11 protein-coding genes are annotated in these 13,763 nt (G+C 44.8%); 6 read left to right on the forward strand and 5 right to left on the reverse strand.

From position 1 onward, the window contains the following. Positions 1–97 precede the first annotated feature (97 nt). Positions 98–1,486, forward strand: coding sequence for a carbohydrate porin (locus VEJY3_RS16935; protein WP_014233626.1), 1,389 nt, complete (start codon positions 98–100; stop codon positions 1,484–1,486). A gap of 83 nt (positions 1,487–1,569) precedes the next feature. Here VEJY3_RS16935 and VEJY3_RS16940 read toward each other — a convergent pair whose 3' ends face one another. Continuing rightward, on the reverse strand, positions 1,570–2,778 hold the full coding sequence (locus VEJY3_RS16940) for an MFS transporter (protein ID WP_041170386.1): 1,209 nt from the start codon (positions 2,776–2,778) through the stop codon (positions 1,570–1,572). 96 nt (positions 2,779–2,874) lie between these two features. Between VEJY3_RS16940 and soxR the strand changes: the two genes are divergently transcribed. Next, positions 2,875–3,306 (forward strand): redox-sensitive transcriptional activator SoxR, encoded by a 432-nt coding sequence (gene soxR, locus VEJY3_RS16945; protein ID WP_014233628.1) that lies wholly within the window; start codon positions 2,875–2,877, stop codon positions 3,304–3,306. An 8-nt stretch (positions 3,307–3,314) separates the two neighbouring features. Here soxR and VEJY3_RS16950 read toward each other — a convergent pair whose 3' ends face one another. Further along, positions 3,315–3,710: a DUF2391 family protein gene (locus VEJY3_RS16950; RefSeq protein WP_014233629.1), complete on the reverse strand. Its 396-nt coding sequence runs from the start codon at positions 3,708–3,710 to the stop codon at positions 3,315–3,317. A 13-nt stretch (positions 3,711–3,723) separates the two neighbouring features. Continuing rightward, the gene (locus tag VEJY3_RS16955; protein ID WP_014233630.1) at positions 3,724–4,569 is read right to left on the reverse strand and encodes a tetratricopeptide repeat protein; all 846 of its coding nucleotides are present in this window, start codon (positions 4,567–4,569) and stop codon (positions 3,724–3,726) included. A 233-nt stretch (positions 4,570–4,802) separates the two neighbouring features. On the opposite strand from VEJY3_RS16955, the gene VEJY3_RS16960 reads away from it, so the two are divergent. After that, positions 4,803–5,273, forward strand: coding sequence for an ASCH domain-containing protein (locus VEJY3_RS16960; RefSeq protein ID WP_014233631.1), 471 nt, complete (start codon positions 4,803–4,805; stop codon positions 5,271–5,273). 48 nt (positions 5,274–5,321) lie between these two features. Here the strand turns inward: VEJY3_RS16960 and VEJY3_RS16965 are convergent, their stop codons facing one another. Then, positions 5,322–6,830 (reverse strand): phospholipase D family protein, encoded by a 1,509-nt coding sequence (locus VEJY3_RS16965; protein ID WP_014233632.1) that lies wholly within the window; start codon positions 6,828–6,830, stop codon positions 5,322–5,324. A 715-nt stretch (positions 6,831–7,545) separates the two neighbouring features. Between VEJY3_RS16965 and VEJY3_RS16970 the strand changes: the two genes are divergently transcribed. The 3 genes from VEJY3_RS16970 (at position 7,546) to VEJY3_RS16980 (ending at position 12,443) form a co-directional block, all read left to right on the forward strand. Further along, positions 7,546–8,703: an efflux RND transporter periplasmic adaptor subunit gene (locus VEJY3_RS16970; RefSeq protein ID WP_014233633.1), complete on the forward strand. Its 1,158-nt coding sequence runs from the start codon at positions 7,546–7,548 to the stop codon at positions 8,701–8,703. 13 nt (positions 8,704–8,716) lie between these two features. Continuing rightward, positions 8,717–11,875, forward strand: coding sequence for an efflux RND transporter permease subunit (locus VEJY3_RS16975; protein ID WP_014233634.1), 3,159 nt, complete (start codon positions 8,717–8,719; stop codon positions 11,873–11,875). A 301-nt stretch (positions 11,876–12,176) separates the two neighbouring features. Further along, a complete protein-coding gene (locus tag VEJY3_RS16980) occupies positions 12,177–12,443 on the forward strand; it encodes a hypothetical protein (RefSeq protein ID WP_014233635.1) in 267 nt (88 codons plus the stop codon). A 659-nt stretch (positions 12,444–13,102) separates the two neighbouring features. Here the strand turns inward: VEJY3_RS16980 and VEJY3_RS16985 are convergent. After that, positions 13,103–13,762, reverse strand: a complete 660-nt coding sequence (locus VEJY3_RS16985) for an HAD family phosphatase (RefSeq protein ID WP_014233636.1) — start codon at positions 13,760–13,762, stop codon at positions 13,103–13,105. Between the last annotated feature and the right edge of the window lies 1 nt (position 13,763).

The raw sequence follows: 13,763 nt of genomic DNA on the forward strand, positions 1-13,763 counted from the left end.
AGTCTTTATTATTGGGTTTAATTCCACATTTAATCGATTTTGTCGGGAACGTTTGCCAAGTCTCGAAATAATCAATTTAATGTTGGAGAAATAAATAATGAAAGCGAATGTATTGGCACTAAGTATCGCAACCGCTCTGCTACCTACAACATTTGCCTATGCAAATGAAGATATGGATGCCTTAGAAGCTCGAATTAGCGAGTTGGAATCCAGATTAGAGCAAACTGAGCAAGTTGCGAACAAAGCCGACAACACAGCATCGCAATTCGAGTTCCATGGATATGCGCGTGCAGGTCTTTTGATCAATGATGATCTTAATGGTGCAACGGGAACAGGACCTTACATGACTGCGGCTGGTGCGATAGGTGCGCCGGTTGGTCGATTGGGCTTGGAGGATGATAACTACTTAGAAGCAAACTTGATCCACAACCGTTATATGGATGATGGTTCGAGCGCTCGATTCCATATCATGTTGGCGGACAGTGTTGAAAGCAGCAATGATTGGACGGCTGACGACAGTAAGTTGAATGTTCGTCAGGTGTATGCAGAGCTGAAAAACTTACCTTCTTTCAGCGGCGCATTTGATAATGCAACAGTTTGGGCTGGTAAGCGATTCGACCGTGATAACTTTGATATTCACTTTTTCGATTCAGATATCGTATTCCTAGCCGGTACTGGTGCAGGTGTTTACGATGTTCAGATCACGGATGAGTGGAAATCGAACTTCTCTATTTATGGTCGTGACTTCGGTGAAATCGACAGCTCAAGTACTGATATCGAGAACTACATTGCGACTACCAATAACCGCATTGGCAATATCCAGGTGATGTTGAGTGGTATGGTGTCGTCTGACAACGAAGATAGAACATCTAGCAACACGTCACCAACTAAGCGTGCAGAAAGTGGTGTTCATGCTCTGTTTGCTTACCATGCCGACAGTTTTTACGGTGTGAATGATGGCTTTTCTAAAACAGGCTTTTCGATTGGTCAGGGGTTAGGTGCCGAGCTAAAAGGTATTGGTTCAAATGGTGACTTGAATGACGATGCTCAGGCAGTTCGAGCGTTTTCATATGGCGTGACTCGCTTTGCTGATAACTGGAGAATTACGCCAGCGCTGATGGCGGAGTACAGCCAGGATCGTGTGAAAACCAATGATGAGTTTATGTGGGCTTCGTTGAACGTTCGTTTGGCTCAAGAGTTAACAGAAAACTTTGAAATGGTTTACGAGGGAACCTACCAGTACATGGACCTAGACAACAGTGTTGAACAAGCGAGTGGCGGATTCTACAAAGCGACAGTAGCACCAACGTTGAAGCTGGCAACAGCAGCCGGTTTCTTCGACCGTCCAGAGTTACGCTTTGCGGTGAGCTATGTTGACTGGAGTGATGATCTTAATAATTACTCTGTGAGCGTGGATGACAGTGCAAGCACTATGGGACGTGGTGGTGAAACCGTATTTGCTTTGCAGATGGAAACTTGGTTCTAAAGTTTTGCTAGTTTAAGCGTTAACAACAAAAAGGATGACAGTGTCGGCTGCCATCCTTTTTTATTTTCCAATTTTAGTGCGGATCATTTCATTACCGTTTGGAGGGCTAAATCGTTGTTGTCACCAATATTCTTTTGCAGTGCCCACATCGCTCCCACTGCCACCATCATTACTATAGCGGCGAAGATAAAGCCGTAGCGTGTCATGTCATAGTGACTCAGCATGGCAATGACGACATAGCTGAGTGATTGCACCGTAGTACTGAACATGCTGATTCCTCCATCCACTCGACCACGCTGATGAATGGATACCGTGTGATGCATCCAGTTAATTCTCGCAATTCGGTTTAATGCGTTAAATACACCAAATAGGGCTATCAGCATCAATATACCCATTGGATGTAATGAGAAACTCATGCCAATCAGGGTAAGAGAAAGAATCGTCATTGATGCGAAGATAATATGGGCGTGTGGAAGGCGGTTAAGTACCTTCGTAACAATCAACCCGGTAAACAGGGATCCCAAGCCAAAGCTGATGTTAAAGCCTGCAAACCAATCACCAGTAATGTCCTGCTCTGAGAACCAAATCGGGACTAATTTGCTTAAGTACGTCAACACCGGGTAAGAGAGGCAAGAAAGTAAAATGAACCCGAAAAAGTAAGGCTCACGGCTAAAGATGTGCTTACTCTCTTTTAGTTGGTTCATGAAAGAAACTGAGTGTGACTCACGTAATCGGCGAGTGTAAGGCGTTAGTATATAGAAAATGGCAGCCAACGATGACGCCGTTGCCGCAAACAGAGCGAACTCCATCATTCCCCACTTTTCTAATAACACCACGCCAAGTGCACCTGCGCCGAGAGTCGTGGATTGCATAACGATTTCCTGTTGACCAGAAATCTTGGCGTACTCATGTTGCTGGTAGTTTTCTTGAGTAAATGCGTTGTTGGTTGCCCAGGCAACATTACTGGAAACCCAGTACATCAACTGCGCAAAAGCTAATAGCCAGTGGGACTCTAGCTCAAGCCAGTACGCAACGAATACCACCAGAGCCATTCCCGCTTGTACCCATTGATTCACAATCAGCAATGTTTTACGTGAATGGCGGTCAGTCAAAGTGGAAAAGAACGGTGTGACCAAGAAAGAGACTGCGGTACAGGTAAGCGATACTAACGCGACAAATGTTCCCATTCCTGGCGAAGCCAGCATTACCCAGGGAAGTGCCATCATAAATAAGCCTGACGATATGCTGTCGAAGAACCTTCCGATTAAATAAGGCTGAGTTTTGTTTTTCATATTTGTGCCTCGATAATTGATTTGGTCTCACTCTAAAACCTCAAGTAAACTTGAGGTAAAGTGTTTTTTGCAAAATCATTGGAATGGGAGTCAGGGATGGAAATCAGCGTAGGTGAAGTAGCGAAACGTTCTGGAGTGAAAGTGTCGGCACTGCATTTTTATGAACAAAAAGGATTAATTTCGAGCTGGCGAAATCAGGGAAATCAACGTCGCTATCATCGAAGTGTGTTACGCCGTGTTGCCGTGATTAAGGCTGCGCAGCAGGTAGGCTTGTCTTTAGAAGAAATCAAACAAGCGCTGGATAACCTGCCAAAGCATCAAGCACCGAACAAAGCGCAATGGGAGAGAATGGCGAGCCAATGGCATGAGCAGTTAGAGCAAAAAATTCAGCAGTTGAAAGCACTACAGAATGATTTGGGTGGTTGTATTGGATGCGGTTGTCTATCGCTTGAAACGTGCGCCTTACGTAACCCAGAAGATGTGTTAGGAAAAGATCATTCAGGCTCTAACCTAACGTTGGATGAGTGAAGTTAGGCTTACTCTTTATCGAAGCTGTCGACGACAATCGCGCCCATAGATGCTGGCATCGTGATGACGATAATACGTTTTATCGCCACCAAAGGCTCCGTCAGGAGCGGAAGTTTATCGAGACAAAGTAATACCAGTGCAACCACAACTGCAGCAATGGTGTAAGCGATGATAACGCGGAAAATAAAGATGGATACGCGGTGGCGAATTCGGCTTTGGAATACACTCTGATAAGCGAAAAAACTCAGAAAAATAACTGAGAGGCTTAACAACATGAGCAGGTTTGCCATCGGCAAGCTTTCACCCAAGCGCCATGCTTCTTCGGAAAAAGAAATTGGTACTGCAAGAGCAAAAGCGCCAACCAATACCTGGCTGGCATCTTCTAGATTAAAGTGACGGCTCATGTCGTTTATTCCGTTACTCGTGATGGAGCTGCAACAGCTTCTCAAATCGTTCGTTGCCGTGTAGCAGTTCAAGATCGCGCTCTTCAGCTAACAGGTCACGAATCGAAGGGCTGTACTCAATGGCACGCTCTAAATCTTCAATCGCTTGTTCTTCAACACCTAATCGAGAATAGGCACAAGCGCGTTGATAAAGTGCCGGGCCATTCGTGTAGTCCACTTCTAAAACGCGATTACAAATGCTGAGCGCCCAATGGTATTCATTAATTTCCATTGCGGCGTCTGCTTTGTAAGTGAGTGCTTCCAAATCACCAGGGCGAATAACCAGAATTTCATCATAAATTTCAATTCGCTGCTCAGGTGTTTGGGAACTTTGCGCGCGCAGCCATAAGTTATGGATTTCGTTGATTTTCTCGATTTCTTTGTTGTTCTCACTGATGATGCGAGTCTTGCGTTTTAAGTCTCTTTCCAGTGCAACAAACTTTTTCTCATATTCACTTGCGATCTTATCCAATCGCTTATCGGCCATCTCTTTGGTGTTGTGTTTAAATTCACGCAGCGACTGCCAACCGACGAAAGCGATCAGCGATGCAACACCTGCGATGATGTAAAAGAAGTACGTCACGGTGACATTGGCGTAGTTTAACGATTTATCAGCGACGCTAAGTTCACGGTCGGTGATTTCAGTAATCGTGCGTTTTTCCAAGTTTTGGAAGTCCTGACGTAGCGATTTAAGCTCGTCTAAAATATAGCGCTCCATAAGCGGTCTATCTAACAAGTCAGATTCTGAATATTTTTCTTCAGATGCCAAGGTTGGCAGTGACAGAATCAGTGTGAAAAAAATACCGATGAATAAGCGCATAAAACGTCCTTTTGCTTTAGGGATACAGATAGACCATGCAACAATAGCAAATAGCACAAACGTTTAGCAAAATTCTCACAAAAGAAATATTTACCTTACTTTCCGTTGCCTTTGCAGTTCAACTGTACTCTTTGACAGCAGAGCACAGCTCATCTTTTAGATTCTAGAATATTGTTCTTTGCTCGATGAGCCATTAAGCTTCTTCCACCTCATTGATTGTTAGGGCATTTGTTATGGACGTCAAAGCTAAAAGTTACCTCGATCAGTACTTAGTATTACTTAATTCTCGGCAACGAGAAGCCATTCCGTCAATGAGTGCAGATTATTACTGTGCTGATGAATACAACGCGAACCTATGCGCGGAGCTGGTTCGAACAGGGCAAAAAACAGCGTCTTGCAGCATGGAAGTTTGGTATAGCGAACACGGAGAAGCCATGCCTCAAGTTGGGCACCTTCAGGTTGTGACGAATTGGGATGGTGAACCCGTTTGTGTGATTGAAATTACCGAAGTTTCTACCAGCCCATACAGCGAGGTAGGAGAGGACTTTGCGAGAGCTGAAGGTGAAGGGGATAGAACACTACAATGGTGGCGCGAGGCTCATGCCCGCTTCTTCCAAGCCGAATGTGATGAGTTAAGCATTGAATGGCATGAGCAACGGCTGTTGGTTTTAGAGCGGTTTAAAGTCGTCTATCCTTTGGATTAAATAATAAAACAGCGCCGACTAAGGGCGCTGTTTTAAGATCGAAGCAAATTAAAGTTGATCTTCGATAGGTAAAATACCTGAGAACCAAGAGCCCATTCTTCGCCACATACTTGCTTCAGGTTCTGAGTTATATTCCTGCCCTGTTTTATTGTCAGTCCAGACAATATCACCGTCGCGGAGCGTCACTCGGTAAGCGTTGTTATTGAGTATTTCAGGCAAGGTTGCCAGAAAGTCTTGAACATATTCTGGTTGTTTAATCACAGCGGCCATTTCGGTGTTGAGTTTTGCCGAGCGTGGATCCCAGTTCATTGAGCCGACAAAAAGCGTCTCTTTATCGATTAGCATCGCTTTGGCATGCAAACTCGCGCGGCTACTACCCGTTAAGCTCCATTTGCTCTTAAGTTTGGCACTGGATTTTACTTCCCAGAGTTTGATACCTGAAGCGAGCAGATCTTCTCGGTACTTTGAATACCAGCCATGCACTGCAAAGACATCGTTAGAAGCGAGGCTGTTGGTGACGATCGTAATATCCACCCCTCGTTTCGCGGCGTTGGTCAGCGCTTTTGTTCCTGCTTCGGTTGGCACAAAATATGGGGAGATAAGCACGAACGAGTGGTCCACACTTTTGAGTAGCTCGGATAAGTTACCAACCAGCTGGCTTTCATGCGTCGCCACTTTATCTGGTAAGTCAAACCAGATGTCTCCTTCACCCCAATAAAGCGTCAGTTGGCCTTTCTTCAGCTCTTGATACATGTCGAGCATATTGAAGTTATAACGACCTTTAGTAAATTTGTCAGTCAGTTGCAGCTTCTCGACTTGTGTTTGGATGGCAGCCTCGGTGATTTGTTCAGACCCAGGGAAAACCCACTCCATCGGCATGGAATAAACACTGTTCCAGTAGAGATCAAATTGGTCTGCCGTTTGTTGAACTGCTTCTCCGTAAAGCAGCAAGTCGAAATCACCGAATGAGACTTCAGATTCGAACGAGAAATATTCATTGCCGATATTTCGACCACCTACTACCGCCGCAACACTGTCAGCGACAAGCGATTTATTGTGCATTCGGCGGTTCAGACGATCGAAGTCTGTCGCAAACCCGAATAGCCTTGCCGAGCGATATTGGTGAGGATTAAACAATCGGATTTCGATGTTTGGATGGGCGTTCATTGCGGCCATCATTTTATCGTTCCGCTTTTGCATGTCATCAAGCAGCAAGCGAATTCGAACCCCTCGTTTTGCTGCTTCGTACAGTCGCCATGTAATGAAATTACTGGTCTCATCTCCTCGATAGATATAGTACTGAAGATCCAGGCTTTTCTGAGCAGATTCAATCAGCGAGATACGTGCAAGAAGCGCATCGTGACCTTGGTTAAGAGGATAAAAACCAGTCTCCGTTTTCGGATCCTTTTCGTAAGCCTCAAAGTAGTGCGCCAACGCTGAATCCGATTGGTAACCGTACTGAAACGTAGTGGACTTTTCACTAGGGTCTCTGTACTCAATTGCAGAACAGGCCGACAGAAAAGTAAACATGCAGGTGAAAATGAGCTTAGTAAACATATGAGACAATGAACATATCCTTGTAATACAAAACGTTACTTAAGCTGAGTATATACGCAAATGGTTTCAACGTGCAGGGCTGAATACACAATCACGCACATTAGACAGGAGAATTTTAGCTGCTGGCGCTAAATGTCTTGTTTAGGTTGTTACTTGAGTTGATTTTTCCTCTCAGAAGTTTGTGTTGGCTCGCTTTTTTAGACGCACAAAATCATTTATTTAATTAATGTTTTTACTCTAATTGGTTGGATTCACTAATATCTGGTATTTCTCACCTATACATGACTAGGGTAATTGCACGAATATGAATAACTCATTGATTTTTAATGGTTATATATCTGGCATGCAGCTTGCGTATGGGATGTGTGAGTAAGGGTATACAACTTGCGAAGTGAGTTAAAATTTTGTTAATTTTATGAGCTTTTAAAGGATAATTTGCCGTGGATTACGGTCTCAAGCCTTTGTGAGTGTTGTTCTCTTATGAAGTCCAGGTTTCGGTGGTTCTTCAGTGCTTACCTTTACTTGGAGATGAACAGAATAGTCTATTTCAGATGCAAAACTAATCTGAATAGCGAGATGATCAAATCGTTATTTAGATTGGTATAACTACCTCACCGTTTACTCATAGGAACTTGAGTTGGCTGGCAGTATGTGACACCTGTAGGTCGTATCAAGCACTAAACGGTGACAAAAACAATAAAAAAGGATTTTTTGGATGTTATCAAAACCCATGTTGCGTTGGCTTTTACCCTTCGTTGTTGCTGGTGGCTCGTACGCAGGTTATGCCGCAATAGCCGCAACGGCTCCCGAAAAAGAGTCGACGAAAGAAACCATTGCTGAGCCGACGGTTCAGGCATCTTCACTTTTTCCTACCGACCACAAAGTGGTGATTACCAGCCATGGCGAATTGGTGCCGTTTGAGAAAACTCACCTCTCTGCTCAAGTGAGCGGTGAAGTCATCAGTTGGCACCCTAACTTTGTCACTGGCGGTATCGTAAAGCGCGGTGAAATCTTGTTCACGATTGAAAGCGATAACTACGAGGCGGCAGTGCTTCAAGCTGAGGCAGCTTTGGCCAGTGCTCGTGCAACATTGATCGAGGAGAAGGCGAAAGCAGAAGTCGCCAAGCGTCAGGCTAAGCAACTGAGTGATAAACAAGTAACGGACTTATATTTACGTAAACCGCATGTACTAAGCGCAGAGGCGCAGGTGAAATCGGCACAAGCGTCTTTGAAACGTGCTAAGCGTGATCTGGAAAACTGCAAAGTCATTGCACCCTACGATGCGCTAGTGGTTGAGCGAGATATCGGCGTCGGCCAGTTCGTTACATCCGGCTCTCGTATTGCTACGCTCAACAATATAGAAGTAGCAGAAATACATGTGCCGATTGCTGGATTTGACAGTGCATTCTTACCAGAATCTATCAATGAACTTCGTGCCACTGTCACTCAGCAAGGTATTTTGTCGACGACGCGTGAAGGCAAAGTGGTTCGTGACCTAGGTATGATCGACAGCGCAACCAGAATGATCAATATGGTGATTCAGGTTGAGGACCCATATGGGATCGATAATAAGCAACCACCAATCAAATTTGGTTCTTATGTCGAAGTCAGCTTTACCGGTAAAGAGCTCAAACACATTTATCGCTTACCTCAAGAATTGGTTAAAAACCGCACCGTCTGGGTAGTCAATGATGACAGCCAACTCCAGCCTCGAACCGTGACAGTGCTGAGAGCGGAAGGCGAGTTTATGTTGGTCGGTGACGGCCTAGAACAGAGCGATAAGCTGGTGTTAACTTTGCCTGAGTACCCGCAAAAAGGCATGGCGGTGCAAATCGCAAAAAAGAATGACGACTCCGAAACCGTCGTACAATAAGTAGGAGTTTGTCATGGAAGAGACCAATCAAAAGGGCATAATTGCCTATTTTGCCAATAACCCTGTGGCCGCGAACCTGCTGATGGTGTTTATCATTGTCATGGGCATCGTGAGCTATCTATTTATTCAGAGACAGATGTTCCCGAACATCGAAGTTAACTACATTGATGTGCGCGCAACCTATCCTGGCGCCTCTCCTCAGGAAATAGAGGAGAGCATTCTAGTCAAAGTAGAAGAGTCGATAAAAGACGTTACGGGCATTAAGAAAGTCGTATCCCGAGCGAGTCGAGGCAGTGCTTATGTCTCTATTGAAGTGGATGTAAATGCTGACATCAAACGCGTGCTTGATGATGTGAATCAACGGATTGATACCTTGTCCAATTTACCTGCGGGTATGGAGCCAATTAATGTCTATCAAGTTGAGTGGCGTCAGGACGTGATTGAGATGGGGCTCGTTGGTGATAGGCCACTCGAAGAGTTAAAGCCCATCGCCAAGCAAATTGAAGATGAGCTTCTGCAACTGAAAAACGTCATGTTGGTGTATGTGAGTGCGCCTGAAGAAGAGATCGCGATTGAAGTCGATCCGCTTGTGCTGCGTAAGTACGACCTCACGTTGAGTGATGTGAGTGACGCGATTCGACGTTACTCTGCCAACTTTTCAGCGGGTGAAGTCAAAACCAACTCTGGGATGATCGCAGTACGTATTGAAAACCAGTATTACCACGGTGATGAATTCAGAAATATTCCGGTAAAGTTAGGCGCTAACGGGGCGAAAGTTCTGCTGCAGGATATTGCGACAATCAAAGATGGCTTTACTGAAGAAGAGCGTTACTTTGAATATTCGGGACAAAACGCGATTTACATGTCCGTAGAAGCGACGCGCGACCAGAATATTATTCCCGTCGCTGAGTCGGTTCATAAATACATCGAGGCGAAAAACAAAACACTGCCAAGTGACGTTCAGCTTAAGGTACTGGTCGACATGACTTATTACCTCAATGGGCGTCTCGACATGATGCTGAAAAACTTGCTGCAGGGTGCCGCTTTGGTCGCCATTATGCTGAGTATTTTCTTGCGCTTCCGCTTAGCTATGTGGGTGATGATCGGTTTACCAGTCTGTTTCCTGGGCGCGGTGATGTTAATGCCTGCCTTGGGTATTACAGTGAATATTGTCTCTCTGTTTGCCTTCATCATGGTGTTGGGGATCGTCGTCGATGATGCGATTGTGATGGGGGAAAGCGCCTACAGTGAAATTGAGGAAAAGGGCGGAGGTGTCGAAAACGTAGTCCGTGGTGTTAAACGCGTTGCGACGCCAGCGACATTTGGCGTTCTGACGACCATCGCTGTATTTGCTCCTTTCTTGCTTTCTAGCGGAATCGATAGTGCATTTTTCTACGGCATCGCGGGTGTGGTTATCTTATGTTTAGTCTTCAGTCTGATTGAATCCAAGTTGATCTTACCTGCCCACCTTGCACACACCAATTTCAAACCTATAAAGGTTGGCGGATGGCGAGATCGCTTTAATACGCGCTTCTTCGGTTTTGTTAATGGCACTTATCGCCGTTTTGTCACCCTTTGTACTCACTGGCGTTGGAGTGTTTTCGCCATATTTTGTGGCTTACTGGCAATCAGTGCAGCGCTAGTAAACTCAAATTACGTACGCGTCATTCCTAACCCTAAAGTACCGACCGACTATCCGGCGATCACGATTGAAATGAATGATACCGTATCAAGTGAGCAAACCATTGATGCACTTAAAACCATTGAGCGTGTTATGCAGGAGGTCGAAACTCAGACCATTGAAGAGCACGGTCAGGGAATGATTCGAGATGTACTTTCTTATAACAGAAGCCGTACCGAAGGCCGAGTTTTGGTTCCGCTTGTTGACGAAGATTTACGACCTTTCAATACGTTCGAACTGGCTCGTCGTTGGCGTGAAGCGATGCCAACCATTCCGGGAATGAAGAGTATCAAGATTCGTGAACAGAGCGCAGGTGGTGGTGATCGAGACGAATTCGGGTATCTGTTGTTTGGCTCGAATATCAATGAGCTAAATGAAGCGGGGCGTTACTTAATTGACCGCTTGCAACAGCAAGAAGGTCTGTACGATATTTCATCTTCGATTGATTCAGGCAGTAAAGAAGTGCTGCTTTCGCTAGCGCCTGTTGCTTACGATCTCGGTTTGGATCTCACCATGATTGCTCAGCAAGTGGGTGGCAGTTTCTATGGTGGTGAAGCACAGCGATTAATCCGTGACGGCGAAGAAATCAAAGTGATGGTTCGTTATCCGCAATTAACGCGTGAAGCTTTCTCATCGCTTCGCTATGCCGTGATAACAACGCCTGCAGGCAAAAAGGTCATGCTGGGTGATGTGGTGCAGATCAATGAGCAACCGGGCGTGAGTACTATTCGTCGTGAGGGTGGTTATCAGACGGTTTACGTCTATGGCTCTATTGATGAAGAGTTGATTGAGCCAGAAGAAGTGGTGAAAATCATCGATGAAAGCATCATGCCCGATATGAAAAACCAGTACCCAAGCGTTAAAACTGAGCTAGGTGGGGACATCGAGGAGCAAGCTGCACAGCGTAACGAGCAGATTCTCTTCTTTATTGCCGGGATGATCATCGTTTACATCCTACTTGCGGTGCCACTGAAGAGTTACACGCAGCCGCTGATTGTGATGTCGGTGATCCCTTTCAGTTTGACGGGCGCGATTTGGGGGCATTTCTGGCTCGGGTTAGACATCAGTATGATGTCCACCTTTGGTCTTATTGCCGCAGCAGGTGTGGTAATCAATGACTCTCTCGTCATGACGGACTACGTAAACCAGGTTCGAGAAAAAGGGATGAATATTAAACAAGCCGTTGTTGAGGCTGGGTGTGCACGTTTTCGCGCGATTACTCTAACTTCAATCACGACGTTTGCTGGTGTTCTGCCAATCATGTTCGAGACGAGTTTACAGGCGCGCTTCGTCATTCCTATGGCGGTCGCGTTAGGCTTCGCAGTCCTTTATGCGACGATATTGACGTTAGTATTGGTGCCTTGTTTGTATCTGATGCTTGAAGATATCAAGAATATATTCAGAGCGATCAAGCGTTTTTTCTCGCGTCTGTTCGCTCGTTTCAAAAAGCCGGATGACACGTCAGAAGCCCATGTTAAAGCTTCTAACTAAAGTACTTATCTCTTCGTAATTCAAGGGCAGCTTTCGGGCTGCTCTTTTTATTTGTCTCAAATGCAATCGTGATGAAAGTACGAGATAGCGCCATTTGTGCTATAGCTTTAATGAATAGAATAAAAAGAAAATATAGTCATGGTTAATTTGACACTCAGTGTGCGAAATTTACCATGAGGGTTTCGGTGATAAAACATGATTTATAGTAAGTCACTGAAATTTAAGGGTTAAAAAGTTGGCATCGTACGTGCAATGTATAGAGCGTACCTAAAATAAACTGCTAATCCTCAAGGAGCTCGCTATGAAAAGCGTATTTTTTTCTACTCTTGGTCTTATTGCTGTAATGTCATCACCAATCGCTGCTGCTAACACTTTAGACAAGGAGGAGTGGAGCTCTGATTTGCGTCAAGACTTCTCTGCAATGAAGCACGAAGCGATAGCAGAGGTTCAGCAAATGAATATGGACGATATTGATGCTCGAGATGCACGAATCGTTAAACGTATTAAAGAAGAGCAGGCACAATTGGTAAAGGTTGCGTGCCAAAAATCAGAAGCGAGTAAGTCATAGTTTCTGAATGGCCCTTGTCAAAATAAAGAATGACTCCTAATACACGTTCAGCGCTAGATAGCAGTAGGCGCTGATCTTGTTGCTCTCTTGCCAGCATATAAAAGCTGGCTTTTTTATGTCTATTGATAAATCGCAGACAGAAAAAAGCCCGCAAAGAACCGTCTTTGCGGGCGAAAAAGGGCACCAAATTCGGTGTCTATTCATTATGGAGATGGTCGAACATCCTTATCAAACTGACAATAGCTTGGTGAGAGGCTTACCACCAGTGCGACCAACTGCGCTAAAGTTAACATTGTTGTAATGATTGTTAAAATGTTAATTCCTCAATCAATGATTTCATTATCGTTACTTATAATTGCGAATATGTTGTTGTTCTGTGTTTGGTGTGTGCCAAAACTAAGTTTCTGATAACATTTCGATTTATAAACGGTATGTTGTTTGTGTTTTTCATCTATGTGAGCGCAGTTGTGTATGATGATGAGTGGTAATTCTACTGCGCAAAGCCGCATAAATCGCTTGCTTTTGTTAACGACATGTTTTAACTCATGACGCATTCATCCAGTGGATGCTTAGGCTATTCTGCGTGAACAAAAAGAGCAGCTTTTCCTGCTGCTCTTTTTGATTGGGTCAGAAGTGATAGATCGTCCAAATACCGCTCGCTAATCCCAGCTTAATACCGTCCAGTTTGGCTGATTCGCATGCTCTCGAAGGCGAGGGCATGGGTTGACTAAATAGGCGTAGTCAGCGTGCTGACAAAGCGGTAAATCGTTGATTGAATCTGTATAAAAATGAATTTCTGAGTACAATTCTGGCTGTGCTTCTAGCCATTGTTGCAATCTGGTGACTTTGCCTTCTCGATAGCTAGGTATGCCCGAAATTTCAGCGCTGTAAGTGCCTTTTTGTTCAATCAAGTCGATTCCCAATGATGTTGGGATTCCAAGACGTTGGCCTACCGCTTCGACTAAGAAAGTCACGCTCGCGGAAATGATCACCATATCAATGCCATCTCGGGAGAGTTGTTCGATCAACGTTTTGGACTGCTTAAACTGCTTGGGCAGAATCTGTTTGTCTACGCACTCTGCAACTAACATTTTTACTTGCTCAATAGGCATGTCGGAAAGTGGTGCCATACAAAACTCAAGGTAGTCTTCCATGTCCATTTTTCCCTCAGCGTAGAGCTTCATGAGGCGTTGATCTTCTTCGATAAAGTTGGGCTCAGTCGCGATGCCCTTCTCGACCAAAAACGCGTTCCAAATCATTGCACAGTCTGCGTTGATTAAGGTTTCGTCCATATCAAAAACATACAAAGGTTTGGACATC

This window comes from Vibrio sp. EJY3 (assembly GCF_000241385.1).
Taxonomy (GTDB): Bacteria; Pseudomonadota; Gammaproteobacteria; order Enterobacterales; family Vibrionaceae; genus Vibrio; species Vibrio natriegens.